Source organism: Nevskia sp. (assembly GCF_051860985.1).
Lineage (GTDB): Bacteria > Pseudomonadota > Gammaproteobacteria > Nevskiales > Nevskiaceae > Nevskia.
The window spans coordinates 75,391-98,985 of sequence record NZ_JBIMKV010000015.1 but is presented as its reverse complement, the minus strand read 5'-3'; the positions used below and the strand labels follow the sequence as shown (position 1 = coordinate 98,985).

Here is a 23,595-nt window from a genome sequence, read left to right as displayed (position 1 = left end):
ACGATGCCCCAGCTGCAGACCACTGCCCTTGTCACCGGCGCGACCGGCTTTGTCGGTTCCGCCGTCGCCCGCCGCCTGCTCGCCGAAGGCTTCACGCTGCGGCTGCTGAGCCGGCCGAACTCGGATCGCCGCAATCTGGCCGGCCTCGAGGCGACGGTCGTCGAGGGCGATCTGACCGATCCGGCTTCGCTGAAGAAGGCGGTGAAGGGCTGCGATGCGGTGTTTCACGTCGCCGCCGACTACCGGCTGTGGGCGCCGAATCCGGACGAGCTGTACCAGGCCAATGTCGACGGCTCGCGGGCGCTGGTAGCGGCGGCCCATGCGGCAGGCGTGCAGCGCATCGTCTACACCTCCAGTGTGGCCGTGCTCGGCATTCCGAAGGACGGCCGGCCGGGCGACGAGGACACGCCGGTCACCGTCGCCGACATGATCGGCCACTACAAGCGCTCCAAGTATCTGGCCGAGGAAGCGGTGCGCGAACTGGCCGCGAAGGGCGCGCCGGTGGTGATCGTCAACCCGTCCACACCGATTGGCCCGCGCGATGTGAAGCCGACGCCGACCGGCCGCGTGGTGCGCGATGCCGCCGCCGGCAAGATGCCGGCCTTCGTCGACACCGGCCTGAACGTCGCCCATGTCGACGACGTCGCCGAGGGCCACTGGCTGGCCTATACGCGCGGTGTGATCGGCCAGCGCTACGTGCTGGGCGGGGAGGACATGAGCCTCAAGCAGATTCTCGCCACCATCGCCGACATCACCGGCCGCCGTGCGCCGACGCTCCAGCTGCCGCATGCGGCGGTGATGCCGGTGGCGCGTGCGGCGGAATTCCTGGCCCGCTTCACCGGCCGCGCGCCGGTGGCGACAGTCGAGGAAATCCGCATGTCGAAGAAGCGCATGTACTTCTCCTGCGCGAAGGCCAGGCGCGAACTGGGCTACGCGCCGCGCCCGGCGCGCGCAGCACTCGAAGACGCCGTGGCCTGGTTCCGCGACAACGGTTATCTCTGATCGCCGGGCCGCTTGCGCCGCCACGCGCGGCGCAGCTCGGCCCACTGCCAGCTCAGCAGCGCCGGGATGCCGTAGCCGAGTTCCCGTGTCCGCTTGGCCAGCGACAGCGCTACTGCCGCATCGGGCGGCACGCCGAGCAGCCGGCCGAACAGCACGAAGCCCATTTCCTGCACGCCGAGCCCGGCCGGCACGAAGAAGGCGAAATGGCGTACCGACAGGCCCAGCGCTTCGAGTGCGATCGCCGCCAGCGGGCTGATCGGCTGGCCGAGCAGCTGCAGCGCCAGCCAGACCTCGAAGCTGCCGGCGACCATGCCGGCCAACTGCCACACGAGGCTGACCAGCAGGTCGCGCCGGCGCGCAAACAGGGCCAGCAGTTCAGTGTCCAGCCGCGCGGCATCGCCGAACAGCGCCGCCACGCGGCTCTCTTCGCCGAGCATGCCGATCATCGCCCGCTCGATCCGCGCGAACACCGCGCCGTGGCGCAGCAGCGCGTACAGCAGCAGCGGCACCGGCAGGGTGGCGGCCAGTCCGCCGAGCAGCGCGCCGGCCAGGTCGCCGCCGTCGAGCGCGATTGCCAGACACAGCCCGGCAGCGACGAACAGGTAGACATTGACGATGGTCAGCAGCGTTTCCATCACCACGCTGGCGGTCACCGCTGCGCCATCCGGCACCCGCCACAGGGTCAGCCGGATGCCGACCACTTCGCCGCCGACGCCGCCGACCGGCAGCAGCCGCCCCACCGCTTCGCGGACCGAGGCGATCCACCACAGGAACGGCAGATGCGCCCTGACCCCGGCATCGCGATGGCGCAGCAGCACGCGCCAGCCCTCGGCATCCAGCGCGATCGGCAGCGCATGGAACGGCACCAGCCACAGCAGCCCCCAGCCGGCGGTGGCCAGCAGCGCGAGGATTTCCGCGCTGCCGCCGTGCACCACCAGGCCGATCAGCAGCGCCAGCCCGAGCAGGCCGAACAGCGCCGGCAGCCAGCGGCCGATCACGGCGCGAGGAAGTCGGCCCAGCGGCCGGTGACGATGCCGCGCGCGGCGATCGCGTCGCGGACTCGGGGCGACAGCAGGGCCGCCAGTTCGTCGTCGTGCCGGTAGCCGGCCATCGTCGCGGTCAGGCCGCGGCGGGTCGCAGGATGCAGGTAGATCTCGTGCAGGCCGGGCGGCAGCCGGTCGATCGCCGACAGCAGCGCGGCTTCGTCGGTGGCGCCGGTCGAGGCCAGTCCGGCCAGCGTGTCGTTGCTGGCCACGCCAGCGCGGTGCAGCCGGCGCCGGGTCAGCGCGATCCACGGCGTCAGCCACGGCGCGCTGCCGGGCTCGTGCGGCAGGCGGACTGCCTGCAGGCCGAAGTCGCGGCCGATGTCGAGCATCAGGCCGAGCACCGTCGGGTGCAGGTGGAAATGCTTGTGGGTGTCGGCGTGGTCCAGCACCAGCCCGGTGGCGGCGAAGGCCTGGAACTGGGCCCGGATCTCGATCGCCAGCTGGCGGCGGATGCGGGGCAGGAAGAAGTAGCGGAAACCGTCGCGGACCATGTGGTCGCCGAAGCGGCCTTCGGCGTCGACCAGATCCGGAATCAGCCGTTTCGGCGACACCGCCCAACCGTCGGCCAGCACCAGGTGCAGGCCGACGCCGAGTGTCGGCAGCCGTCTGGCGATCGCCACCGCGCCGGCGGCGGCGGGCGCGCCGACCATCAGGCTGGCGCTGGTCAGTTCGCCGTCGACATGGGCCTGCTCGACGGCCTCGTTGACCGCGTCGTCGAGGCCGAAATCGTCGGCGGTGAGGATCAGCCGGATCACGCGCCGCTCGGGCCGCAGCGGAGTTACGGTCAGGCCGCGCGGGCGCGCAGGAAGCGGAAGAACTCGATCCCTTCGCGCAGCCGCCGCTTCATCATGTCCCAGTCGGTGAGCATCTCGCGGACGATTTCCCAGATCTTCGACGGCCGGAAGTAGAAGCGCCGGTAGAACACTTCCATCGCCGCGAAGATCTCGTCCTTCGACAGGTGCGGATAGCTGATCGCCGCCAGCTGCACGCCCTGCGAATTGACCAGGTTCACGGCCTCGTTCTCGGCCAGCCAGCCGTTGTCGACCGCCTGCCTGTACAGCGTGGTGCCGGGGTAGGGTGCGGCCAGCGAGACCTGGATGGTGTGCGGGTTGATCGCCTTCGCCCACTCGATGGTCTTTTCGATGGTGTCGCGCGTTTCGCCTGGCAGGCCGAGGATGAAGGTGCCGTGGATGACGATGCCGAGGCGCCGGCAATCTTCGGTGAAGCGCTCGGCGATGTCGGTCTTCAGGCCCTTCTTGATGTTGTGCAGGATCTGGTCGTCGCCGGATTCATAGCCGACCAGCAACAGCCGCAGGCCGTTCTCCTTCATCAGCTTCAGCGACGCGTACGGCACGTTGGCCTTGGCGTTGCAGCTCCAGGTCCAGCCCAGCTTGCCGAGGCCGATGGCGATCTCGTGGACACGCGCCATGTTCGAGGAATCGGTGAAGGTGTCGTCGTCGAACATCAGCTCCTTCACTTCCGGCATGTTTTCCTTGATCCAGGCCGCCTCGGCGATCACGTTGGCGGCTGAACGCACCCGGTAGCGGTGGCCGCCGACGGTCTGCGGCCACAGGCAGAACGTGCACTTGGAACGGCAGCCGCGGCCGGTGTACAGCGACACGTAGGGGTGCTGCAGGTAGCCGATGAAGTAGTTTCGGATGGTCAGATCGCGCTGGTAGACCGGCGCCACGAACGGCAGCGCGTCCATGTCCTCGATCGTCGCGCGCGGCGGGTTGTGGGCCAGCTGGCCATCGGGCCGTCGGTAGCTGATGCCGGTGATCTCGGCCCACGGCCGCTGGTTGGCGGCCAGTTCGGCGCAGGTGTAGTCGAACTCCTCGCGGGCGACGAAATCGATCGCCGTCGAAGCCTTCAGCGAGCCGGCCGGATCGACCGCGACCTTGGCGCCGACCAGCCCGATGAGGATGTCCGGGCAGCGCGCCTTCAGCAGTTCGGCGAATTTGGCGTCGGTCGGGAACGACGGCGTGGAGGTGTGGATGATGACCAGCGCGTAGTCGCTGGCCAGTGCCAGCGTGGCCTCGACCGACAGCTCATCGGCCGGCGCATCGACGACCCGGCTGCCGGGCACCAGCGCGGCCGGCTGGGCGAGCCAGGTCGGGTACCAGAAGCTCTTGATCTCCCGCTTGGCCTGGTAGCGCGAGCCGGCGCCGCCATCGAAGCCATCGAACGACGGTGCTTGCAGGAACAGCGTTTTCAGCGGAGCTGAATCGGGGGCAGGCATGCGGCGGTCCTTCAACTGCGGAGGCGGGGAGCGGAGGGCGCGATCTTCATCGGACGGCCTCGCCAGTGCACGCCGTTGCCGGCCAGCGCCAGCGCCCAGAGCAGCAGCGAAAGGCTGTCGCGCAGCGGCACCAGCAGCGCGCCGACCCGCTGTGCAGCCGGCGGGCGTCGGCCATCGAACCGTAGCATGAGGCGTGCCGCGAGCGCGGTCAGCGCCAACGCCGTGGCGGCCGTGCCGCCGCCGGCCAGCAGCCAGCCGGCGGCGGCTACCGGCGTCGTGAAGCAGATGAAGGTGAAGGCGTAGCCGAGCGGTTCGATGCGCCGGATCGAGCGCAGCCAGCGCAGTTCGCGGGCGGCGAGATCGGCGAACCGCACTTCGATCACGTCGGTGCTGACTTCGCATTCCGACAGCACGGTGCGATAGCCGGCGCGCCGGCTCAGTTCGCCCAGCCACCAGTCGTCGGCCACGTGGCGGGACAGCGCCTCGAAGCCGCCGCTGGCGACCAGCACGTCGCGGCGCAGCGCCAGCGTGGCGCCGAACGAATGCCGATGCGCGCCAAAGGCGCGGCCGACGCAGACGGCGGCGGCGAACCAGTCATCGATGAACTGGCTGCCGAGCCGCGACCACAGGCCGCCGACCGGATGCCCGCCATACAGGCAGGTGACCACGCCAACGCCGGGGTCGGCGAGCGGCGCCGTGGCCCGGCGCAGCAGGTCCGGCGGGGCATCGATGTCGCTGTCGGCCAGCAGCAGCCAGTCGTGGCGGGCATGCGGCAGCAGGTTGATCAGGTTGGCGACCTTCAGGTTGATGCCGTGGCAGCGCTCGTCGATGACGATGCCGATATCCAGCGCCGGGAATTCCCGCGCCAGTCGCGTGACCACCGCCAGCGCTGCGTCGCTGGCCGCATGCAGCCCGAACAGCACCTGGAATTGCGGATGGTCCTGCAGGCAGAAGCTGCGCAGGTTTTCATACAGGCGGGGCTCGCTGCCGGCCAGCGGCTTCAGCACGCTGATCGGGGCCCCGGCGGGCGGCGGCGGAATGGTGGCGGCGCGACGCCGCCACTGCTGGCGGGCGGCCAGCGCCAGCACCGCGTAGGCGGCGGTCGCCAGCAGCAATGCGTGGCCCAGCGTCGGAAGGATCGGCAAAACGGACAAGGGCCAGTGCAATTCGGGGAAGACCCATCGTACCGAAGGCCTCGGTCACTGGCCGTGACCGGCCGTGATCAGGATCACATTGGCCGCTGCGAGGGGTTCATGCCCCGAACCGGTGCACGATCGTGCGGCTGTTGATATGACCCCCAAGTCGCTGATTAAACGAATGTAAGCGGAGCTTCATAGGGGTCCCATATTCGTTCTTGTCGCCACCGTCCTGTAAACTTTCGGCCTGTTCACGACTGCTCCGATTGCCCTCCGTGCGCCGCTCCGTTCCGGACCGCGTCGCACTTCCGCCGGTTTTCCTGCCCCATGTACCACTCATGAGCGTCATGTCCACGACGCTTGACGCCGACCTTTGTGCTGCCGCCCAGGCACATCCCAACATCGCGCTGATCAAGTACTGGGGCAAGCGCGACGTGCCGCTGAACCTGCCGGTCGTCGGCTCGCTGTCGATCACGCTCGACACGCTGTGGACGCGCACGACGGTCCGCTTCGCAGCCGAGCTGCCCGCCGACCGCCTGCGCCTGAACGGCCGCGAGGACGCCAAGCAGCTGCGCAAGGTCAGCGCCTGTCTTGACCTGCTGCGCGCGCGCGCCGGGACCGGCCTGCGCGCCGAAGTCACCAGTTACAACAACTTCCCGACCGGCGCCGGGCTGGCGTCGTCGGCATCCGGTTTCGCCGCGCTGGTGCTGGCCGCCGATGCCGCACTGGGGCTGGGCCTGCCGCCGGCAACGCTGTCGGAATTCGCCAGACGCGGCTCCGGTTCGGCGTCGCGCTCGATCTTCGGCGGCTATGTCGAATGGGCGCTCGGTGACCGCGTCGATGGCGAGGATTCGGTCGCTCGTCCGATTGTCGACGCGGCGGCCTGGCCGCTGCGGGTCGCGGTGGCGATCACCTCGACGGCCGAAAAGGCCATCGGCTCGACCGAGGGCATGAACCGCACGGCCGACACCAGTCCGTACCAGCGGGCCTGGATCGACACCCAGGAAGCCGATCTGGCCGAAGCGCGCGCGGCAATTGCGGCGCGCGATTTCGAGCGGCTGGCGGCGATCTCGGAATTCAGCTGCCTGAAGATGCACGCGCTGGCGATGGCGGCCCGGCCGGGCCTGCTGTACTGGAATGCGGCGACCATGGCGGCGATGCACGAAGTGCGGCGGTTGCGGGCGACGGGCGTGCCGGTGTTCTTCACCGTCGATGCCGGCCCGCAGGTCAAGGCGATCTGCCTGCCGTCGGCAGCGACCCAGGTGGCGGCGGCGCTGCGCGAGATTCCCGGCGTGCTGAACGTGCTCGAAACCGGGCTCGGCGGCCCGGCGACGCGGATCGCGGTCGCCGACGCGGTTGCGGCATGACCCTCGTCGCCAGCGCGCCCGGCAAGCTGGTGCTGCTCGGCGAATACGCGGTGCTGGAAGGCGCGCCGGCCATCACCATGGCCGTCGACCGCCGGGCCACGGTGCAGGTCAAGCCGCGCACGGACGCCCGCTGCGAGGCGCGGGCGCCGGACGTGCTCGAGGCGCCGCTGCGCTTCGCCATCGGCGCCGACGGACTGCCCGACTGGTCGGCGGCTGGCGCTGCAGCAGCCCGGCTGAATCTGGTCGACGAGGTGCTGCGCGGGCTGGCTGCCGAGCAGCTCGGCGTGGCCGCCGGCAGCGGCTTCGACCTGGCGCTCGACACCTCGGCGTTCTTCGACGGCGGCGGCGCCAGCCGCGCCAAGCTCGGGCTCGGGTCGAGTGCCGCGCTGACCGTGGCGCTCGCCTCGGCGCTGGTCACGCATGCCGGTCATCACCAGGCGGCGCGCGATCGCGCCGTCTGGCTGCACCGGTTGCTTGCTCTGCACCGCCAGTTCCAGGGCGGGCAGGGCAGCGGCGTGGACGTGGCCACCAGTCTTTACGGCGGCGTGCTGGCCTACCGGCTGCCGGGCGGAGATGCCGCGCCGCTCACGCGGCCGCTGGCCTGGCCGGCGGCCGTGCACCGCGCCTTCATCTGGTCCGGCTGCTCGGCCTCGACGCCGAAGTTCCTGTCGATCCTGCGCGACTGGCGTCGCCAGAGCGCCGGCCACGAGGCCGAGTACCGCGCCCGCATGGGCACGTTGACCGCGACCGCCGAGGCCGCCGTCACGGCGATCGAACACGGCGACGCGGCCGCCTTCATCGACCATGCCGGCGGCTATGCCCGCGAGCTGCGCGCGCTCGGTGCAGCCAGCGGCGTCAGCATCTGGTCGACCGAACACGAGGCGATTGGCGCCATCGCCCACGCCCATGACGGCGTCGTCTACAAGCCTTGCGGGGCCGGCGGCGGCGACGTCGGCGTGGTGTTTGCAATGAACCCGGACGATCTCGCGGCCGCCGTCTCCCGGCTGGCGGCCGCCGGATTCGCCCATGTGCCGCTGACCGTCGATCCGACCGGTTTGCGGGTGACGTCCACGGAGAGTGAAGAAGCATGACTGCAGAAGCCCAGCCTGCCGCGCCCGGCGCGGTGCCGGCGTCGAACCCATCGCCCGACAAGTCGCGAATCCCGGAGTTCTACAAGCTGTCGGTCAGCGATCGCGTGCGGCTGATGCGCGAGCGCGGCTGGGTGTCGGAAGCCGACTACCAGCAGATGATCTCCGGCGATCACACCTTGTCGCTGCACCGCGCTGACAAGATGATCGAGAACGTCGTCGGCGTGATGGGCCTGCCGGTGGGCCTGGGCCTCAACTTCCTGATCAACGGCCGCGACTACGTGGTGCCGCTGGTGGTCGAGGAGCCGTCGATCGTGGCGGCCCTCTCGTCCTGCGCCAAGCTGGTCCGTGCCTCCGGCGGCTTCACCGCCGAGATGGACGAATCGCTGCTGATCGGCCAGATCCAGGTAGTCGACATTCCCAACGTGCCGCGCGCGCAGTCGGCGCTGCTGGCGCGCAAGGCGGAACTGCTGAACCTCGCCAATTCGCTGCATCCGCAGATGGTGGCGCGCGGCGGCGGCGCCCGCGACGTCGAACTGCACGTCTACCCGCGACCGGACGGCCACGGCGACATGCTGATCGTGCATCTGGTCGTCGACACCTGCGACGCGATGGGCGCGAACCTGGTCAACACCATGTGCGAAGGCCTGGCCGCGCTGGTCGAGCAGGTCACCGGCGGCAAGGTGTTTCTGCGCATCCTGTCGAACCTCACCGATCGCTCGCTGGTGCGCGCGCGCTGCGTGATTCCGGTCGACAAGCTGGCCGGCAAGGGCTTTTCCGGCGAGGAAGTGCGCGACGGCATCGTGCTGGCCACCGACTTCGCGAGCGTCGATCCGTATCGTGCGGCGACCCACAACAAGGGCGTGATGAACGGCATCGATGCCGTCGCGCTCGCCACGGGTAACGACTGGCGGGCGATCGAGGCCGGCGCCCACGCCTATGCTGCGCGCAGCGGCCGCTACACAAGCTTGACCCGCTGGTACAAGGGCGACGATGGCGCGCTGGTCGGCGAGATCGAGATCCCGATGAAGGTCGGTACCGTCGGTGGGCCGCTGCAGTCGAACCCGACGGTGGCGCTCAACCACCGCCTGCTCGGCGCCCGTTCGGCGCGCGAACTGGCGATGGTGATGGGCACGGTCGGTCTGGCGCAGAACTTCTCGGCGATCCGGGCGCTGGCCACCGAAGGCATCCAGCAGGGTCACATGACCCTGCACGCGCGCTCGGTGGCGCTGGCAGCCGGCGCGTCGCCGGAGATCTTCGAGACGGTGGTCGAGCGGCTGATCGAAGGCGGCGACATCAAGATCTGGAAAGCGCAGGAAATCGTCGTGCAGGTGCGCAAGGCCGCGCGCCAGGAAGCCGGCGAGCCGGAAGCGGCGTCGAATGCGCCGCGTTCGCAGGGCCACGGCAAGATCATCCTGCTCGGCGAGCACGCGGTGGTCTACGGCAGCCATGCCATCGCTGCGCCGGTGCCGCTGGCGATCGAGGCGTCCGTGCAGGACGGTGACCGCAACAGCGCCAATCCGGGCGTCGACCTGATCATTCCGCGCTGGGGCGTCGAGTCGCGCCTGCACAAGGACCCGGCGCACCGCGATTCCTTCCAGCGCAGCCTCGGCATCGTCTTCGACAAGCTCGGCCTGACCGAGAAGAGCCTGCGCATCGAGGTGTTCCCGAATGTGCCGCGCGGTATGGGCCTGGGCGGCTCGGCGGCGATGGCGGTGGCGGTGATCCGCGCGATCGACACCCATTTCAAGCTCGGCCATACCGACGAGGAGATCAACCAACTCGCCTTCGAATGCGAGAAGGTGGCCCACGGCACGCCGAGCGGCATCGACAACACGGTCGCTACCTACGGCAAGCCGCTGTTGTACCGGCGTGCCCATGAAGGCAAGCCGCTGCTGATGCAGACCCTGTCGCTGGCCCGGCCGATTCCGCTGGTGGTCGGCATTTCCGGCAAGGAAAGCCTGACCGCGAAGACCGTCGGCGGCGTGCGCACGGCCTGGCAGAAGAACCCGGAGCTGTACGAGAACATCTTCCGGCAGATCGATGCGCTGACGCTCCAGGGCGTCGAGGCGATCCAGAACTACCAGCTCGAACGGCTGGGCGATCTGATGAACGTCTGCCACGGCCTGCTCAATGCGCTGCGCGTGTCGAGCTGGGAAATCGAGGAAATGGTGCAGATCTGCCGCGAGCAGGGCGCGATCGGTGCCAAGCTGACTGGCGGCGGTGGTGGCGGTTCGATCATCGCGCTGGCCCCGGAACACCCCGAAAGAGTCATCGGCGCGCTGCGCGATGCCGGCTATTCGGGCATGGAGGTGCGCATTGGCTGACAACACGGCAGGCATGAAGAACACGACGCTGAATCCCGGACACCAGATCGTCTCGTTCGACGACGAGCCGCTGATCCTGGTCGACGAGCAGGACAACGAGGTCGGCTTCCTACCTAAGGCCGAGGCTCACGTCGGCCAGGGCACGCTGCACCGGGCGTTCTCGCTGTTCGTGTTCAACAGCGACGGCGAACTGCTGCTGCAGCGGCGCGCGGCCGGCAAGCGGCTGTGGGGCCAGTTCTGGTCGAACACCTGCTGCTCGCATCCGCGTCGCGGCGAGACCATGGACATCGCGATCCACCGGCGGCTGAAGGAGGAACTCGGTTTCGAGTGCCGCTTCGACTACCTGTTCAAGTTCCAGTACCAGGCGCAGTTCGACGAGACCGGCGCAGAGCACGAGCTGTGCTGGGTCTACGCCGGCCGCAGCGACGTGTCGCCGGTGGTCAACGCCAACGAGATCTCGGCGGTGCGCTACATCGCGCCGGACGCGCTCGATGCCGAGATCGAAACCCGGCCGGAGCAGTTCACGCCGTGGTTCAAGATCGAATGGGCGCGCATCCGGGCGCAGCATGCCGGCGTGTATGCGCGGCAGCCGGCGGCGTCTTTGGCATAAAATGCGCGATTCGCGGGCTGTTTCGAGTCGCACCTGAGCCGCAACATTGGCGCCGGTGAGCCTTGGCTCGCCGGCCTTCACCTGAAGCCTCGCAGCCACGCGAGTGCGCTACCGCAATTCGGAGAACACATGGGCGTTCCGCTTATCCAGCAGGTCACCGTCGCGCGCTACCTTCTCGGCAAGAAGCTGAAAGGCGAGAAACGCTACCCGCTGGTGCTGATGCTGGAGCCTCTGTTCCAGTGCAACCTGGCCTGCGCCGGTTGCGGCAAGATCGACTACGAGAAGGACATCCTGCAGCAGCGCGTCAGCGTCGAGCAGGCGCTGCGGGCCGCCGAGGAATGCGGCGCGCCGATGGTCTCGATCCCGGGCGGCGAGCCGCTGATTCACAAGGAAATGCCGCAGATCGTGGCCGGCCTCGTGAGGATGAAGAAGTTCGTCTACCTGTGCACCAACGCGATCCTGCTGAAGAAGCACATCGACGAGTACACCCCGAGCCCGTACCTGACCATGTCGATCCATCTCGACGGCATGGAAAAGCGCCATGACGAGTCGGTGTGCATGGAAGGCGTGTTCGTCAAGGCGGTCGAGGCGATCAAGATGTGCGTCGAGCGCGGCTTCCGCGTGACCATCAACTGCACGCTGTTCTCCGGCGAGCCGCCGCAGGAGATCGCCGATTTCTTCGACTACGCGATGAGCCTCGGCATCGAGGGCATCACCGTGTCGCCCGGCTACAGCTACCAGCACGCGCCGCGACAGGACGTGTTCCTGGGCCGCACCGCCTCGAAGCAGCTGTTCCGCGACGTGTTCAAGATCGGCCGCGAGCGCAAGAGCCAGTGGAAGTTCAACCAGTCGCCGATGTTCCTGGACTTCATCGCTGGCAACCAGGCCTACCAGTGCGAGCCCTGGGGCACGGTGACCTACAACGTCTTCGGCTGGCAGAAGCCCTGCTACCTGCTGGTCGATGAAGGCCATTGCAGCTCGTACAAGGAGCTGATGGAAACCACCAACTGGGAAGCCTACGGCGTCGGCCGCAACCCGAAGTGCGACAACTGCATGGCGCACTGCGGCTTCGAGGGCACGGCCGTCAACGACACCTTCGCCAACCCGCTCAAGGCGGCCAAGGTGGCGCTGCTCGGCCCGGACATCGATGGCCCGATGGCTCCCGACCTGCCGGTGCTGTACGGCAACCGCGCCGATGCCTCGGCGGTCAAGGTGCCGGTCAGCGCGATCACCGTGAAGAAGAAGGCCAAGCCGGCAACCGAAAAGGCCGGCCACTGAGCACGACGGCCGTCGTGCACTGCGCGGCGGCCGATGCTCGCTAGCAATCGCCATGGATTTCGCGTTCTGGTTGGCCGTTCCCGCGGCTGTCATGTGGTTCGGCCTGTGGCTGACGCCGTGGCGGCCGTGGAGCGTTCGCGAGCAGCTCGAGCCAGCCGCTCCCGGGCCGGCGTCGCGGCTGGGACCGGCGGAGCTGGACCAGGTCACCGTGCTGATTCCGGCACGCAACGAGGCCGAGGTCATCCAGCGCACGCTCGATAGCCTGCAGGCCCAGGGGGCGGGCCTGAAGATCGTCGTCATCGACGATCAGTCCGATGACGGCACCGGCGACATCGCCCGCCGCTATCCGAATGTCGAGGTCATTTCCGGTCAGCCGCTACCCAAGGGCTGGGCCGGCAAGCTGTGGGCGCTGGAGCAGGGCAAGGGTCGGGTGACCACCGCGATGACTCTGCTGCTCGATGCCGACATCGCGCTCGAACCCGGCATGCTGGCGGCGCTGCTGGCCCACAAGCGGGCGAGCGGCGCGCACTTCGTGTCCCTGATGGCCGATCTGCGCCGCACCTCGTTCTGGGATCGCCTGCTGCTGCCGGCCTTCGTCTACTACTTCAAGCTGATCTACCCGTTCGCGGTGTCGAATTCGCCGTCGAAGTGGGTGGCCGCCGCCGCTGGCGGCTGCGTACTGGTCGATACCGCCGCCCTGCACAAGGTCAACGCCTTCGAATGCCTGAAAGAGGCGCTGATCGACGACTGCACCTTGGCCCGGCGGATCAAGGATGGCGGCCACAAGACCTGGATCGGCCTGTCACGCGGCGTCATTTCCCTGCGCCCCTACGGCACCCTGAAGAGCGTGCACGACATGGTCGCTCGCTCGGCCTTCACCCAGCTGCGCTATTCGAACCTGCTGCTGCTGGTCGTCACCACGCTGTTCGCGATGGCTTACTGGCTGCCGCTGGTGGCGCTGGCGCAGGGCTCGTGGCTGGCGGCGGCGGCGCTGCTGGCGATGTGCGCGGCCTATGTGCCGACCCTGCGTTATTACGGCCTGTCGCCGGTCTGGGCGCTGGCCTCACCCCTGATCGGGGCGCTGTACCTCGCGATGACCTGGAGCTCCGCGCTGCGCAGCTGGCGCGGCGTGCGCTCCAAATGGAAAAACCGCACCTACGAAGTCCACTCGTGACCGACGTCGGGCGCCTGGAGAAGAGAGAAACAACATGAGCAAGGCAGAGTTCGGCATCAGCGCTTTCGCAGCCTACGTGCCGCCGTACCGTGTGGACCTCCGTGAATGGTGCGAGTGGACCGGCAACAGCTGGGACAAGACCCGCGCGGTGATCGGCGAAAGCTTCCGCGTGCCGGGTGTCGAGGAAGACGTCTACACGATGGCCGCCAATGCGGTGCTGGCGCTGATCGACCGCAATGCCGTCGACCCGGCCAAGATCGGTTATCTGGCGCTGGGCACCGAGTCGAGCGTCGACAACGCCACCGGCGCGGTGATCGTCCGCGGCCTCGTCGACCGCGCGCTGGCCGCCAACGGCAAGCCGCGCATCGCCCGCGACTGCGAGGTGCCGGAGTTCAAGCAGGCCTGCCTGGCCGGCGTCTACGGCATCAAGGGCGCGATCCGCTATCTCGCCCACGACGGCTACGACCGCCAGGCCGTGGTGGTTGCCGCCGACATCGCCGAGTACGAGCGTGGCTCGAGCGGTGAGCCGACGCAGGGTGCGGGTGCCGTGGCGATGCTGCTGGAGCGCGATCCGAAGATCGTCGCGCTCGACCTGCGCAACGCCGGCAGTGCCTCGACCTTCCGCGGGCTGGACTTCCGCAAGCCGTTCCAGCGCTACGCCGGTCAGACGCCGAGCGTCAGCGGCCGGCTGTCCGACTTCCCGGTGTTCAACGGCAAGTACTCGACGGCCTGCTACGTCGACGAGACCATGTCGGCGCTCGACCAGCTGCTGACCAAGCACGGCGGCGCGCGCGGCCGCTACTTCCGCGAACTGGAAGCGGTGTTCATGCACCGGCCGTACCACAAGATGCCGGTCACCGCCTGGGCGATGGGCTACCTGTTCGCGCTCGGCGCCGATGGCGCGCTGGGCGTCGACGAGCTGAACGACTACTGCGCGCGCGCCGGCGTCGACCCGGCCGCCGTCGCCGCCGAAATGGCCACCGTGCCGACCCGCGCCTTCGAGGCCGATTTCGACGGCACGGTCGCCGAGCCGTATCCGCTGACCGCCGCGCTGCTCAAGGCCTTCCGCGAAACGCCGACCTACAAGGCAGTGGTCGACGACAAGATGCGCCTGGGTGCCAAGCCGATGATGGCGATGGGCAACCTGTACTCGGCGGCGCTGCCGGGCTGGCTGGCGGCGGGGCTGGAGGAAGCCGCCAATGCCGGCCGCGATCTGGCCGGCCGGGAAATCCTGCTGATCGGCTACGGCAGCGGCGATGCCTCGGAAGCGATTCCGGCGCGCGTGGTGCCGGGCTGGCAGGACGCCGCCAAGCGCATCCACCTGGCCGGCGCGCTCGCCAGCCACGTGCCGCTGGCGCAGCCCCAGTACGAGGCGCTGCACGAAGGCCGTCCGGCGCCGGGCCTGTCGCCGGCCTGCACCGGTGTGCGCATCGACCACGTCGGCGAGCGCCGCACCGGCGCGCTGCAGGATTACGGCATCGCCTACTACACGCTGCCGGTCTGATTGCGCATCATCCAGGCCGGTCGCCGAAGCGCGCGCGGCTGTCACCGAACTGTCATTCGGCCGGTCCGTGTTGCGCAGGGGCGCGCCCGCAGCAGCCGCGAGATGCCTTGAAAGCGCCGTCCTTCAAGGCTTTCGCGGGCTTGTCATGATTCTGTCATCGAAGCGCGAAAGACTGCACCCATGCCGCGCTTGCACACGCTCGACGGCGCGCGCCGATTCGGGTGCGCTCGGGCGCAGGATCGTCGCCGCGGTGGCGATGGTCGGCGGCATGTCCCTCATATCCGGAGATACACCTTGAGATTCCCCCGCGCAGCCCTGCTGCCCAGCCTGATCGCCAGCCTGCTGACGATCGCCGCCTGCTCGAAGTCCGCCCCGACTGCTCCCGCCGCCGTTGCCTCGGGCGACAAGGACATCTCGGGCGCCGGCTCGACTTTCTTCTACCCGATCGCCTCGAAGTGGGCCGATACCTACAAGAAGGAAACCGGCACCGGTCTGAACTACCAGTCGATCGGCTCCGGTGGCGGCATCAAGCAGATCAAGTCGAAGACCGTCACCTTCGGTGCGTCCGACAAGCCGCTGAGCGTCGAGGAACTCAACGAAGCCGGCCTGATCCAGTTCCCGGCCATCATCGGTGGCGTGATTCCGGTGGTGAATCTTGAAGGCGTGACCCCGGGCCAGCTGGTGCTGGACGGCAAGACGCTGGCCGCGATCTTCGTCGGCAACATCAAGAAGTGGGATGACGCCGCGATCAAGGCGCTGAACCCGGACGTCAAGCTGCCGTCGGCCGACATCGCCATCGTCCACCGCTCGGACGGCTCGGGCACCACCTTCCTGTTCACCGACTATCTGTCGAAGGTCGACGACAACTGGAAGGCCAAGGTCGGCGCCAACTCGGCCGTCGAATGGCCGGCCGGCATCGGCGCCAAGGGCAACGAAGGTGTCGCCGGCGTGGTCAAGCAGACCGCCGCCTCCATCGGCTATGTCGAATACGCCTACGCCAAGCAGAACGCGATGTCGCACGTGCGCCTGAGCAACAAGGCCGGAAAGGTCGTCGAGCCGGGCATCGAGTCGTTCCAGGCCGCTGCCGCCAATGCCGACTGGGCCGCCGCCCCGGGCATGAACCTGGTGCTGACCAATGCCGAAGGCGATGCCAGCTGGCCGATCACCGGCGCCGTGTTCGTGTTCTTCCACAAGCAGCCGGAAAAGCCGGAGAACCTCGCCTCGGCGATCAAGTTCTTCGACTGGGCCTACGCCAAGGGTTCGGCCGAAGCCATCGCGCTGGACTATGTGCCGATGCCCGAAGCCGTCACCACGCTGGTGCGCCAGCTGTGGAAGGACAGCCTGAAGGATTCCGCCGGCCAGCCGCTGTATCGCTGAGCCCTGCGGTCGCGAAAGGGAGGCCGGTGCGAACCGGTCTCCCTTCTTTGTGTAAAGTCTCGCCCGGACCCCTCCGTGAACCAGGTCGCCTCAGTGGCAACGCCCGCCCCCGCGAATTCCATCACCGCGTCTGCGCTGCGTCGTCACACCCTCTGGGATGCGGTGCTGAAGCACGGCACCCGCTCTGCCGCGATCACCGTGCTGCTGCTGCTCGGCGGCGTCATCGCCACGCTGGTGCAGGGCTCCTGGTTGAGCCTGTCGACCTTCGGCCCCGGCTTCCTGACCACCGAGAAGTGGAACCCGGTGTCCGAGGAGTTCGGCGCGCTGGCGCCGATCTACGGGACCTTGCTGACCTCGCTGATCGCGATGCTGATCGGCATCCCGATCTCCATCGGCATCGCCATCTTCCTGACCGAACTCTGTCCGCCGCGCCTGAAGCGCGCGATTTCCACCGCCATCGAACTGCTGGCCGGCATCCCGTCGATCATCTACGGCATCTGGGGCCTGTTCGTGCTCGCGCCGTTCCTGCAGGCGCATGTCCAGCCGCTGATGATCGAAGCCTTCGCCGGCGTGCCGCTGCTTGGCAGCCTGTTCGCCGGGCCGCCGTACGGCATCGGCATCTTCACGGCCGGCATCATCCTGTCGATCATGGTGCTGCCGTACATCACCTCGGTGACCCGTGATGTCTTCGAGACCGTGCCGCCGACCCTGAAGGAATCGGCCTACGCGCTCGGCTGCACGACCTGGGAAGTGGTGCGCAAGATCGTGCTGCCGTTCACCTCCACAGGCGTCATCGGCGGCATCATGCTGGGCCTCGGCCGCGCGCTCGGCGAAACGATGGCGGTGACCTTCGTGATCGGCAATGCCCACAAGATCGCCGGCTCGATCCTGGCGCCGGGCACTACCATCTCGGCGTCGATCGCCAACGAATTCACCGAGGCCGAGACGGCGCTCTACACGTCAAGCCTGATCTCGCTCGGCCTGCTGCTGTTCCTGATCACCTTCACGGTGCTGGCGATCGCGCGGCTGATGCTGCTGCGCCTACAGCGACAGGCGGGGAAATAAGGCCATGCAGAACTTCGACATGGGCCGCTACCACCGCCGCCGCCGGCTCAGCAGCCTGCTGATGATCGGCTCCTGGTGCGCCGCCGTCGCCGGCCTGGCGATCCTCGGCCTGATCCTGTTCACCTTGTTCTGGCGCGGTGTCGGCGGCCTGAACCTGGCTGTGTTCACCGAATCGACGCCGCCGCCGGGCGCTGCCGGCGGCCTGCTGAACGCCATCTTCGGCTCGGTGATGATGACCGTGCTCGGCACCGCGCTCGGCACGCCGCTCGGCATCCTGGCCGGCACCTGGATGGCCGAGTACGGCCGCAACTCGCGGCTGGCGACCACCATCCGCTTCATCAACGACATCCTGCTGTCGGCGCCGTCGATCGTCATCGGCCTGTTCGTCTACGAGGTGATGGTGGTGACGATGGGCCACTTCTCGGCCTGGGCCGGCGGCTGCGCGCTGGCGCTGCTGGTGCTGCCGGTCGTGGTGCGGACCACCGAGGACATGCTGCTGCTGGTGCCGGACGGCCTGCGCGAAGCGGCCAGCGCGCTCGGGTCGCCGCGCTGGATGGTGATCTCCAAGGTCTGCTATCGCGCCGCCAAGGCCGGCATGATCACGGGCGTGCTGCTGGCCGTGGCCCGCGTCACCGGTGAAACCGCGCCGCTGCTGTTCACCGCGCTGAATAACCAGTTCATGTCGACCGACATGAACGCTCCGATGGCGAACCTGCCGGTCGTCATCTTCCAGTTCGCACTGAGTCCGTATCCTGAGTGGCAGCAACTGGCCTGGACGGCGGCCCTGCTGATCACCGTGACCGTGCTGATCCTGAACATCGTGGCGCGCGCGCTGTCGTCGACCCGCCTCAAGAAAGACTGAAAACGCCTGCCATGAACGAAAGCGCCCCGATGACCGTCGGCACCCAGAGACCGCACCTGCAGCCGCGCGATCCGATGGCCAACCGCGCGTCGCTGACCGAGAAGATCTCGGTGCGCGACGTGCGCTTCTACTACGGTGATTTCCTGGCGCTGAAAGGCATCTCGATGCCGATCTACGACAAGAAGGTCACCGCGCTGATCGGCCCCAGCGGCTGCGGCAAGTCGACCCTGCTGCGGATCTTCAACCGCATGTACGACCTCTACCCGAAGCAGCGCGCCGAGGGCGAGATCCTGTTCGAAGGCAAGAACCTGCTCGACCCGAAGCAGGACCTGAACCTGCTCCGCGCACGCGTCGGCATGGTGTTCCAGAAGCCCACGCCGTTCCCGATGTCGATCTACGACAACATTGCCTTCGGCATCCGCCTCTACGAACGGGTGCCGAAATCGGAACTCGACGATCGCGTCGAAACCGCGCTGAAGCGCGGCGCGCTATGGGACGAGGTGAAGGACAAGCTGAACCAGAGCGGGCTGGGCCTGTCTGGCGGCCAGCAGCAGCGCCTGTGCATCGCCCGTTCGATCGCCGTGCGGCCGGACGTGCTGCTGCTTGACGAGCCGACCTCGGCACTCGACCCGATCGCCACGGCGAAGGTCGAGGAGCTGATCTACCAGCTGAAGAGCGACTACACGATCTGCATCGTCACCCACAACATGCAGCAGGCGGCCCGCGTCGCCGACTTCACCGCCTTCATGTACCTCGGCGAGCTGATCGAGTTCGGCGAGACCAGCCAGGTCTTCACCAAGCCGAAGCAGCCGAAGACCGAGGACTACATCACCGGCCGTTTCGGCTGAGCGATCCGCGCGCGGCGCTCACCACAGCGCCGCATGTTCCTCGACCACGCCGTAGCCAGACACCTGCGCAGCGCCGATACGTCCTTCGAAGCGGCCGAACGGCTGCGCGAAGCGGCTCTTCAGCAGCAGCGCGTTCAGGTGCTCGGCGCGCTGGCCATCGGGCGTGAAGCGCAGGTCGACGACGCCGTCGACGGTGCTGACCCGCCACGGCCGGGTCAGGTCGCGGCGGTCGTAATCGAAGCAGGCCTGCGCCAGCGGCTGCAGTTCGCCGTCCAGCCACAGCGCGTTCTCCAGCCCGTTATTGAAATGGGCGACCAGGTTCAGGCCGACCCGGCTCCCATCGTCGGTGCGGCCGTCAAGGCTGGCCCAGTTCCAGATGGTGCTGCGCGGCGGGTAGCCGAGCGTGAAATCGACGGCGCTGCTCGACGGCGTTTCCAGCGTCTGGCCGTCGACCGTGAAGCGCAGCGTCGAATTCAGCGCGCACAGCTTCCAGGTGTGCGCGAACGGCCGGCCCGGCGCGCTGCTGACAGCGGTCAGGCCGTCGCCGCCGGCATCGACGTCCAGCTGCAGCTCCAGCTGCGGCCCGCTGTGCTGACAGCGCCAGCCGCCGTTGCCGCGCGGGCTGATCCGCCAGTGCCGGCCGCGCTGCGCCAGCTGCCAGTCGCCGCGCCAGTCCGGCGCGAAGCCGGCCGGAAAGCCGAACGGCACGGCGGCCTTTTCCTCGATCAGCCGTCCGGTATGGCGATCGAACAGGTAGACGAAGGCCGTGGCGACCAGCCCGGCGTCGACGATCGCGAAGCCGACCGCATGGCGCGGCGTGCTGGCCGACAGGTACATCCAGCCCTTGCGCTGCAGCCGGCGGCGGCCACCGCCATCCCAGGCGGCCGTCGACAGGTCGGCGATGGCGCCGCGATAGCGGCCGGACGGCACCGGCCGGCCCTCGCCGGCATCGAGCGCGGGCGGCGCGGCTGGCAGTTCGGTGGTCATCTTCAGTGGGTCTTGGCGACGATCGCCGCACGGATCGCCGGCACGGCGGCCAGCGCCGCCTTTTCGCCGGCCAGGATTGCCCGCTGCTTGGATTCGAAGTCGGCGGCCTTGATGCCGTGCACGTCGGGCGCGATCACCACGTCGGCGGCCGGCAGCTCGGCGCGGCGCAGGCTCGAACCCATGATGTCGAAGGCTTTCAGCACGGTGCCGAGCGTGGAGTCCTCGCGGGCTTCCTCGACCGGTGCGGAGACATCGACGGCGATCACCAGATCCGCACCGAGATCGCGGGCGAAGCGCACCGGCACCGGGCTGACGGTGCCGCCGTCGACGTACTCCTCGTTGTCGATCACCGCCGGCTGGAAGACGCCGGGAATCGCCGACGAGGCGCGCACCGCGAGGCCGACGTCGCCAGCGGTGAACACCGCCGCCTCGCCAGTGCGCAGCTTGGCGGCGACGGCGGCGAAGCGGCGCGGCAGCTGCTGGATCTTGCGCCGGCCGACCTGTTCGTTGACGAAGTTCTGCAGCTTCTCGCCCTTCAGCAGGCCGCGGCTGAACAGCTGCCAGTCGGCGAACGCGGCGCGTTCCAGATCGAAGGTCTTTTCCTGCAGCTCGAAGCCGTTGTAGCCGGCTGCGTACAGCGCGCCGACCACGCTGCCGGCGCTGGTGCCGATGATCAGATCGAACTTGATGCCCTGCGATTCCAGCATCTTGATGACGCCGACGTGGGCAAAGCCGCGCGCCGCGCCGCCGCCGAGCGCCAGCGCGATCTTCGGCGGTACCGGGGCCGGCGCGATCAGCGGGCCGCTCGGCACCTCGACGACCGGCGGCGGCGCGGCCGGCGGCGTGCTGCTGCAGGCGGTGGCGATCAGACTGCCGATGGCGATCAGGGCGGCAAGCAGGCGACGGCGAGGATTCATGGCAGGCGGGAGCGGGGCAGGGCTGCAGTGTAGACGCGCCGCGCGGCGTACCGGTTGCTGCGCGCGCCTGCAGCCGCAGTGGCTTGCGCCGCCGCAGCGCCCGTTCAGGGCAGGCCGAACACCCGCCGGGCGTTGGCAGTGGTCTGCGCGGCCACTGTTGCCGGTGGTTCGCCGCGCGCAGCGGCGACGGCGTCGAGCACGGCCGGCAGGAAGGCCGGCTCGTTGCGGCGATCCTTCGGCTTCGGTTTCAGCGTGCGCGGCAGCAAGTACGGGGCATCGGTCTCGATCAGCAGCCGCGGCGCCGGAATCTGCCGCACGACGTCCTGCAGGTGGCTGCCGCGCCGCTCGTCGCAGATCCAGCCGGTGATGCCGATGTGGCAGTCGAGCGCCAGGTAGTCGGCGCAGGCCTCGGCGCTGTCGGTGAAGCAGTGGACGATGGCGTCGGGCAGCGCCGCGCGGTGTTCGCGGAGGATGGCCAGGAAATCGGCATGCGCCTCGCGCTGGTGCAAGAACACCGGCTTGCCGGCGGCGATCGCCAGTTCCAGCTGGGCGACGAAGGCCTGGCGCTGGGCGGCGCGCGGCGACAGGTCGCGGAAGTAGTCGAGCCCGCATTCGCCGACCGCCACCACGCCCGGTGTCCGCGCCAGCTCGGCGATGCGGGCGCCGAGCGCGTCGTTCCAGTCCGCCGCATGGTGCGGGTGCAGGCCGGCGGTCGCCTGCAGGCGCGGGCCGCCACCGTGGTCGCGGCCGGCGAGGCGGGCCGCCACCTCGTTGCTGGCCACGCAGGAGCCGGTGACGACGATCGCCTCGACCCCGGCGGCCGCGGCGCGCGCCAGCACGGCGTCGAGATCGGTGGCGAAGCTGTCGTGCGCCAGATTGGCGCCGATGTCGATCAGCGCCATGGGCAGCGCGCGCCGGCTGTCTCCGGGGCGGCACAGCGAGCCATCGCCGGGCTCATTTGCCGTCGCTGGGAACAGCGAAGCAGCCGTGCCGCCACAGCACGTTCTGCTCCACCTTCGGCGTCTCGCCCGGCGGCACCGAGCGCTCGAGCATGTAGATGATCTTGAAGGTGTCGAGCTGCTGGCCGTCGCCGTGCGTGCTGTTCCAGTTGCGGCACAGGTAGCGGCCGTAGTGCAGCCGGTTGTTGGCGAACTGCGCCGACCAGATCCGCTCCAGGTACTTGTGCCAGCGGATGTTCCGCCACTCCAGGTTGACCTGCGCCGGCTTGTCATAGCTGACGCCGCTGCGCTCCGGATGCAGCAGGTCGAATTCGGTGCCGTCGCGGAGCCGCGCCGGGATCACGAACCAGCCGTCCTCGCGCGACGGGAACGGCGCGAACATGTCCCAGTACTGGTCGAGCCGCACGGCACGCAGCGGCGGCGTCAGAAACGCGTAGAGCCGCTCCGGCAGCCAGTGGATGGTGCAGAAGTTCCAGGTGCCGAGCACCACCAGCGCGAAGCCGGCCATGAACTGGGCGACCGGGCCGGTCTCGAACGGCCGGTCGTGGAACGGCAGCAGTGCACCGCTGAGCTTGCCGAAGCCGCCCCGGTTGCGACCGACGAAGTCGTAGACGGCATTGCCCGGCGGCACCGCCCATTGCCCGGACAACAGCAGGCCCAGCGGCGCGAACAGCGGCGAGCGCTTCAGCAGGATCACGAAGGCCGGCCACTTGAGGTAGGCGCGGTCGTCGTGATCGATGATCACCCAGGAATAGTTGTCCTCCAGCAGCTTGCGGGCGCGCGGCGTGTCCTGCGCCGGCGCGATCCCGGCCCGGCCGAGCAGCAGCAGTTGCTTGAGGATCAGCACGCTCTTCAGGCAGAAGCCGCAGTCGCGGTCGTAGTAGATGCGCAGGCCATGCGGGCCACGGCGCGCATCGCGGCGGGCGCGCCAGTCGCCGAGGCTGTCCCAGATCCAGCCGCCGGCCAGGGTGGTCAGCGAGGTCAGGCTGATGTACGGGAACGGCCCGAGTTCGAGGCAGAAGATGAAGCCGGTGTGCATCAGCATCAGCTGCAGCATCACCGCGAAACGCAGCGTCCGGCTGAACACCGGCAGGAACACCAGGATCGGGCCGAGCAGTTCCAGCCAGTACACCCAGTGGCTCAGCGCGGTCGTCAGCAGCGGATAGCCCTTCAGCCACTGGCCGAGCGCGGTGGAATAGCCGTCGATCGACAGCGCGTAGTAGACCGCCATGCCGTTGTGCCAGTCCGCACCGCTCTTCAGGATGGCGCTGAAGAAGTAGACCGACATCACCTGCAGCAGCACGCCGGCCGAGGCCCAGGAGCGGTGCCGGTTGTCGACCGGCGGCGGTGTCTGCGACAGCGCGGCGTCGAGGCTGTGGCGCGCCGCCACCGGCAGGAAGATGGCCCAGAACAGCAGGCAGGTCAGCAGGATGTCGCCGCCCAGCAGCACCATCGGGTTGCGGTTCAGCAGGCTGGCGTTGAGCACGAAGGCGACCACCAGGGCCATCCGTGTCCGCCAGCCGACCAGGATCGCCAGCGCCGCCAGCATTTCCGCTGCGAACAGGGCGGCGATGAACCAGGTCTCGCCGTTGGCCGAGTGGAAGCTGATCCGCCACAGGCCGTTGACCGCCAGCAGCCAGTCGCGCGGCATCACGCCGACGTCGGTGTAGAAAGTCCGCAGGTCGACGGCGCGGTTGCAGAGATCGACGAACAGCACGCCGCCGAGCAGCACGCGGAACAGCGCCAGGGAGCGCAGGTCGACGCTGAAGAGCGAGTCGAGTCGTGCTTTGAGCCAGTCGGAAATCATCG

General features: G+C 68.7%; 20 protein-coding genes. 12 read left to right on the top strand and 8 right to left on the bottom strand.

Annotated elements, in window-relative coordinates; genetic code table 11:
- Positions 1–3 precede the first annotated feature (3 nt).
- The gene (gene hpnA / locus ACTIGJ_RS15045) at positions 4–1,002 is read left to right on the top strand and encodes a hopanoid-associated sugar epimerase (RefSeq protein WP_439641142.1); all 999 of its coding nucleotides are present in this window, start codon (positions 4–6) and stop codon (positions 1,000–1,002) included.
- Here the strand turns inward: hpnA and ACTIGJ_RS15040 are convergent.
- Genes ACTIGJ_RS15040 through hpnI form a run of 4 tightly spaced genes read right to left on the bottom strand, consistent with a single transcriptional unit; the run spans position 993 to position 5,432 of the window.
- A complete protein-coding gene (locus ACTIGJ_RS15040) occupies positions 993–1,997 on the bottom strand; it encodes a lysylphosphatidylglycerol synthase domain-containing protein (RefSeq protein ID WP_439641162.1) in 1,005 nt (334 codons plus the stop codon). The two genes, hpnA and ACTIGJ_RS15040, sit on opposite strands and share 10 nt — an antisense overlap.
- Positions 1,997–2,803, bottom strand: a complete 807-nt coding sequence (gene hpnK / locus ACTIGJ_RS15035; RefSeq protein WP_439641141.1) for a hopanoid biosynthesis-associated protein HpnK — start codon at positions 2,801–2,803, stop codon at positions 1,997–1,999. The genes ACTIGJ_RS15040 and hpnK overlap by 1 nt, the downstream gene beginning before the upstream one ends.
- Positions 2,804–2,832: 29 nt before the next feature.
- Positions 2,833–4,287: a hopanoid biosynthesis associated radical SAM protein HpnJ gene (hpnJ, locus tag ACTIGJ_RS15030; RefSeq protein WP_439641140.1), complete on the bottom strand. Its 1,455-nt coding sequence runs from the start codon at positions 4,285–4,287 to the stop codon at positions 2,833–2,835.
- A gap of 11 nt (positions 4,288–4,298) precedes the next feature.
- Positions 4,299–5,432, bottom strand: a complete 1,134-nt coding sequence (hpnI, locus tag ACTIGJ_RS15025) for a bacteriohopanetetrol glucosamine biosynthesis glycosyltransferase HpnI (protein WP_439641139.1) — start codon at positions 5,430–5,432, stop codon at positions 4,299–4,301.
- A 329-nt stretch (positions 5,433–5,761) separates the two neighbouring features.
- Between hpnI and mvaD the strand changes: the two genes are divergently transcribed.
- From mvaD to pstB, 11 genes are all read left to right on the top strand, one after another.
- Positions 5,762–6,790, top strand: a complete 1,029-nt coding sequence (gene mvaD, locus ACTIGJ_RS15020; RefSeq protein WP_439641138.1) for a diphosphomevalonate decarboxylase — start codon at positions 5,762–5,764, stop codon at positions 6,788–6,790.
- Positions 6,787–7,881, top strand: a complete 1,095-nt coding sequence (locus tag ACTIGJ_RS15015) for a mevalonate kinase family protein (RefSeq protein ID WP_439641137.1) — start codon at positions 6,787–6,789, stop codon at positions 7,879–7,881. Before mvaD ends, ACTIGJ_RS15015 begins: the two co-directional genes overlap by 4 nt.
- A complete protein-coding gene (locus ACTIGJ_RS15010) occupies positions 7,878–10,205 on the top strand; it encodes a hydroxymethylglutaryl-CoA reductase, degradative (RefSeq protein ID WP_439641136.1) in 2,328 nt (775 codons plus the stop codon). The genes ACTIGJ_RS15015 and ACTIGJ_RS15010 overlap by 4 nt, the downstream gene beginning before the upstream one ends.
- A 13-nt stretch (positions 10,206–10,218) precedes the next feature.
- Positions 10,219–10,815, top strand: coding sequence for an isopentenyl-diphosphate Delta-isomerase (gene idi / locus ACTIGJ_RS15005; RefSeq protein ID WP_439641135.1), 597 nt, complete (start codon positions 10,219–10,221; stop codon positions 10,813–10,815).
- A gap of 129 nt (positions 10,816–10,944) precedes the next feature.
- The gene (gene hpnH / locus ACTIGJ_RS15000; RefSeq protein ID WP_439641134.1) at positions 10,945–12,093 is read left to right on the top strand and encodes an adenosyl-hopene transferase HpnH; all 1,149 of its coding nucleotides are present in this window, start codon (positions 10,945–10,947) and stop codon (positions 12,091–12,093) included.
- 91 nt (positions 12,094–12,184) lie between these two features.
- Complete coding sequence (locus ACTIGJ_RS14995; RefSeq protein ID WP_439641133.1) at positions 12,185–13,267, top strand: glycosyltransferase; 1,083 nt, start codon at positions 12,185–12,187, stop codon at positions 13,265–13,267.
- Positions 13,268–13,301: 34 nt separating this feature from the next.
- Positions 13,302–14,771 carry a hydroxymethylglutaryl-CoA synthase gene (locus ACTIGJ_RS14990; protein ID WP_439641132.1) on the top strand — a complete coding sequence of 490 codons (1,470 nt, stop codon included), beginning with the start codon at positions 13,302–13,304 and terminating at the stop codon, positions 14,769–14,771.
- A 294-nt stretch (positions 14,772–15,065) separates the two neighbouring features.
- Entirely contained in the window at positions 15,066–16,148 is a 1,083-nt protein-coding gene (gene pstS / locus ACTIGJ_RS14985) for a phosphate ABC transporter substrate-binding protein PstS (protein WP_439641131.1), read from the top strand.
- 75 nt (positions 16,149–16,223) lie between these two features.
- Entirely contained in the window at positions 16,224–17,213 is a 990-nt protein-coding gene (gene pstC / locus ACTIGJ_RS14980; RefSeq protein WP_439641130.1) for a phosphate ABC transporter permease subunit PstC, read from the top strand.
- 19 nt (positions 17,214–17,232) lie between these two features.
- Entirely contained in the window at positions 17,233–18,075 is an 843-nt protein-coding gene (pstA, locus tag ACTIGJ_RS14975) for a phosphate ABC transporter permease PstA (RefSeq protein WP_439641161.1), read from the top strand.
- A 74-nt stretch (positions 18,076–18,149) separates the two neighbouring features.
- Positions 18,150–18,923 (top strand): phosphate ABC transporter ATP-binding protein PstB, encoded by a 774-nt coding sequence (gene pstB / locus ACTIGJ_RS14970; protein WP_439641160.1) that lies wholly within the window; start codon positions 18,150–18,152, stop codon positions 18,921–18,923.
- 18 nt (positions 18,924–18,941) lie between these two features.
- Here the strand turns inward: pstB and ACTIGJ_RS14965 are convergent, their stop codons facing one another.
- From ACTIGJ_RS14965 to ACTIGJ_RS14950, 4 genes are all read right to left on the bottom strand, one after another.
- Positions 18,942–19,910, bottom strand: a complete 969-nt coding sequence (locus ACTIGJ_RS14965; RefSeq protein ID WP_439641129.1) for a DUF2804 domain-containing protein — start codon at positions 19,908–19,910, stop codon at positions 18,942–18,944.
- Between the two features lie 2 nt (positions 19,911–19,912).
- Positions 19,913–20,827, bottom strand: a complete 915-nt coding sequence (locus tag ACTIGJ_RS14960; RefSeq protein WP_439641128.1) for a patatin-like phospholipase family protein — start codon at positions 20,825–20,827, stop codon at positions 19,913–19,915.
- Between the two features lie 104 nt (positions 20,828–20,931).
- Positions 20,932–21,729 (bottom strand): TatD family hydrolase, encoded by a 798-nt coding sequence (locus ACTIGJ_RS14955; RefSeq protein WP_439641127.1) that lies wholly within the window; start codon positions 21,727–21,729, stop codon positions 20,932–20,934.
- 52 nt (positions 21,730–21,781) lie between these two features.
- Positions 21,782–23,593, bottom strand: coding sequence for an HTTM domain-containing protein (locus tag ACTIGJ_RS14950; RefSeq protein WP_439641126.1), 1,812 nt, complete (start codon positions 23,591–23,593; stop codon positions 21,782–21,784).
- Positions 23,594–23,595: the final 2 nt, after the last annotated feature.

Coding starts and splice junctions, on each gene's coding strand:
- hpnA (WP_439641142.1), top strand. CDS start 4: ATGCCCCAGCTGCAGACCACTGCCCTTGTCACCGGCGCGACCGGCTTT.
- hpnJ (WP_439641140.1), bottom strand. CDS start 4,287: ATGCCTGCCCCCGATTCAGCTCCGCTGAAAACGCTGTTCCTGCAAGCA.
- mvaD (WP_439641138.1), top strand. CDS start 5,762: ATGAGCGTCATGTCCACGACGCTTGACGCCGACCTTTGTGCTGCCGCC.
- ACTIGJ_RS15015 (WP_439641137.1), top strand. CDS start 6,787: ATGACCCTCGTCGCCAGCGCGCCCGGCAAGCTGGTGCTGCTCGGCGAA.
- ACTIGJ_RS15010 (WP_439641136.1), top strand. CDS start 7,878: ATGACTGCAGAAGCCCAGCCTGCCGCGCCCGGCGCGGTGCCGGCGTCG.
- idi (WP_439641135.1), top strand. CDS start 10,219: ATGAAGAACACGACGCTGAATCCCGGACACCAGATCGTCTCGTTCGAC.
- hpnH (WP_439641134.1), top strand. CDS start 10,945: ATGGGCGTTCCGCTTATCCAGCAGGTCACCGTCGCGCGCTACCTTCTC.
- ACTIGJ_RS14995 (WP_439641133.1), top strand. CDS start 12,185: ATGTGGTTCGGCCTGTGGCTGACGCCGTGGCGGCCGTGGAGCGTTCGC.
- ACTIGJ_RS14990 (WP_439641132.1), top strand. CDS start 13,302: ATGAGCAAGGCAGAGTTCGGCATCAGCGCTTTCGCAGCCTACGTGCCG.
- pstA (WP_439641161.1), top strand. CDS start 17,233: ATGGGCCGCTACCACCGCCGCCGCCGGCTCAGCAGCCTGCTGATGATC.
- pstB (WP_439641160.1), top strand. CDS start 18,150: ATGGCCAACCGCGCGTCGCTGACCGAGAAGATCTCGGTGCGCGACGTG.
- ACTIGJ_RS14965 (WP_439641129.1), bottom strand. CDS start 19,910: ATGACCACCGAACTGCCAGCCGCGCCGCCCGCGCTCGATGCCGGCGAG.
- ACTIGJ_RS14960 (WP_439641128.1), bottom strand. CDS start 20,827: ATGAATCCTCGCCGTCGCCTGCTTGCCGCCCTGATCGCCATCGGCAGT.
- ACTIGJ_RS14955 (WP_439641127.1), bottom strand. CDS start 21,729: ATGGCGCTGATCGACATCGGCGCCAATCTGGCGCACGACAGCTTCGCC.
- ACTIGJ_RS14950 (WP_439641126.1), bottom strand. CDS start 23,593: ATGATTTCCGACTGGCTCAAAGCACGACTCGACTCGCTCTTCAGCGTC.